The sequence below is a fragment of the Amycolatopsis sp. SID8362 genome (assembly GCF_010550475.1).
GTDB lineage: Bacteria > Actinomycetota > Actinomycetes > Mycobacteriales > Pseudonocardiaceae > Amycolatopsis > Amycolatopsis eburnea.
This window is the reverse complement of the sequence record NZ_JAAGNB010001536.1, coordinates 1-1,438: the sequence shown is the minus strand read 5'-3', so window position 1 is coordinate 1,438 and position 1,438 is coordinate 1. Positions and strand designations below refer to the sequence as shown.

The window sequence follows — 1,438 nt, the reverse complement described above, 5'->3', positions numbered from 1 at the left end:
CCGGTAGGTGCCGGGGTCCACCGGCTCGGCGGAGTCACCGGTGCCCCGCAGGTCCAGCACGGCGGTCCGCCGGTGCGCGCTCAGCCCGCCGAGATCGCCGAGGTAGGCGCCCGCGCGCATCGGCCCGCCGGGCAGGCACACCACCGGCGGCTCGGCCCCGCTGCCGGAGAGGTGGACGGCGAGCGCGGTCCCGTCCGGCGCGGAGAAGTCACGCGAGACCATCAGCGGCTCCGGGCGAGGTAGGCCTCCAGCGTCGCCAGCCGGTGCTCGCGGGCGAACCGCTCGACCTCGTCCGGCCCGGCACCGCCCTCGATCAGCGCGAGCAGCCGCTCGTGCTCTTCGACGGACTTCGGCGCCCGCCCCGGCACGGAGGCGAACGTGCTGTCGCGGACGGCGGCGAGCCGGGTCCAGCAGCGCTGCACCAAGTCGACCAGGTTCGGGTTGGGGCACGCGCCGAACAGCACCTCGTGGAACTCGGCGTTCAGCGCGGTGAACGCCAGCGGGTCGAACTCGGCGAGGCTGCGGCGCATCCGGTCGTTGAGCGCGCGGGCCCGCGCCAGCGCGTCCGGCGTGAGCAGCGGCGCGGCGAGGCCGGTGGCGGCGCCCTCGACGATCGCGACCGTCTGCATCGCGTGCTGGTAGGCGACGGGATCGATGGCGGTCACCCGGGCGCCGACGTTCCGCTCGAACTGGATCAGTTCTTCGGCCTCGAGCCGGCGCAGGGCCTCCCGGACGGGCACCGCGCTGACGTCGAGTTCCCGGCCGATCTGGTCGAGCACCAGCCGGTACCCCGGGCCGTAGCTCCCGTCCAGGATCCGGGCTTTGATCGTCTCGTAGGCCAGCTGGGACTTCGTGACCGGTCTTCCCGAGGACGCGCTGATCATGTAGGAAACAATATATGGTCTCCCCTGCGCCTCCGTCCCCGACCGCGGCCGACCTGATCGTCGACGGGCTGCGCGCCCACGGCGTGGACACCGTCTTCGGGCTGCCCGGCGTGCAGACCTACGACCTGTTCGACAGCCTCGCCCGCGCCGAGGGCGAGATCCGGGTCATCGGCGCCCGGCACGAGCAGACCGTCGCCTACATGGCCTTCGGGTACGCGCAGGCGACCGGCCGGACGGGCGTCTGCACCGTGGTGCCGGGGCCCGGCGTCCTCAACGCGTCGGCCGCGCTGCTCTCGGCGCACGGGGCGAGCGCGCCCGTGCTGTGCCTGACCAGCGAGATCCCGCGCGCCTACCTCGGCCGCGGGCTCGGGCACCTGCACGAGATGCCCGACCAGCTCGCGACCCTGCGCACGCTGACGAAGTGGTCGGCGCTGGTCGAGCACCCGACCGGGGTCCCGGACGCACTGGCGACCGCGTTCCGGGAAGCGGCGGGCGGGCGGCCGCGGCCGGTTTCGCTGGCGGTGCCGTGGGACGTGCTGGGGATGCGCGCCCCG

The 1,438-nt window shown here is 74.5% G+C and carries 3 protein-coding genes; 1 reads left to right on the top strand and 2 read right to left on the bottom strand.

What is annotated here, in order from left to right; translation table 11 throughout:
- Both G3I65_RS47325 and G3I65_RS47320 read right to left on the bottom strand, forming a co-directional pair.
- Window positions 1-222, bottom strand: a 222-nt coding sequence (locus G3I65_RS47325; protein WP_375336779.1) for an alpha/beta fold hydrolase, incomplete at its 3' end; no start/stop codon positions are given.
- A complete protein-coding gene (locus tag G3I65_RS47320; RefSeq protein ID WP_166641481.1) occupies window positions 222-884 on the bottom strand; it encodes a GntR family transcriptional regulator in 663 nt (220 codons plus the stop codon). The genes G3I65_RS47320 and G3I65_RS47325, both read right to left, overlap by 1 nt.
- A 14-nt stretch (window positions 885-898) precedes the next feature.
- On the opposite strand from G3I65_RS47320, the gene G3I65_RS47315 reads away from it, so the two are divergent.
- On the top strand, window positions 899-1,438 hold a 540-nt coding region (locus G3I65_RS47315; RefSeq protein WP_255482128.1), incomplete at its 3' end, for a thiamine pyrophosphate-binding protein.

Coding starts and splice junctions, on each gene's coding strand:
- G3I65_RS47320 (WP_166641481.1), bottom strand. CDS start 884: ATGATCAGCGCGTCCTCGGGAAGACCGGTCACGAAGTCCCAGCTGGCC.